The sequence below is a fragment of the Arthrobacter sp. B2a2-09 genome (genome assembly GCF_027587375.1).
Taxonomy (GTDB): domain Bacteria; phylum Actinomycetota; class Actinomycetes; order Actinomycetales; family Micrococcaceae; genus Arthrobacter.
Genome location: NZ_JAMXIC010000100.1, coordinates 1 through 449 on the forward strand (window position 1 = coordinate 1; position 449 = coordinate 449).

Genomic DNA, 449 nt, shown 5'->3' on the forward strand with positions numbered 1-449 from the left:
GGTGCTGGCTGGCGAAGGCGCGGACCTCAAGGTCTACGATGTGCAGGCGAAGTTCGCCACCGTCAAGGGTGCTGAGCCTGCGCCAGAGGCCGCTGGTGCAGCGGTAGTCGAGACCCCTGCCGTTGATACCCCTGCCGACGCAGCGCCTGTTGGCGGCGAGGCTGTGGACGTTGACGCCCTGATCGGCAGCCTGTAATGGCAGCCCTGCTGCTGGACCAGAAGCTGGCCCTGCCGCATGCGAGTCAGCTACACCCTGACTTGCTGGCAGTGCTGGCGGATGTGCAGCGGCTGGGGCATAGCGTCAGCGAGCTGGGCGGGTATCACCTGCGCAGCCTGCTGAGCTGGGGTGAAGACCGGGCAGGGCAGAAGGCTCTGTCTATCCTCACCGAGCATGGCCCCGGCATCTATAGCTTCCCGTTCCTGTGCCCGGTGTACTGTGCTGAGCTGCG

At 65.9% G+C, this 449-nt stretch carries 2 protein-coding genes; both read left to right on the plus strand.

Annotated features, from left to right (window positions below):
• A partial coding sequence (locus tag NFJ07_RS25705) for a hypothetical protein (protein ID WP_269998938.1) occupies positions 1 to 196 on the plus strand: 196 nt, incomplete at its 5' end.
• On the plus strand, positions 196 to 449 hold a 254-nt coding region (locus NFJ07_RS25710), incomplete at its 3' end, for a hypothetical protein (RefSeq protein WP_269998939.1). The genes NFJ07_RS25705 and NFJ07_RS25710, both read left to right, overlap by 1 nt.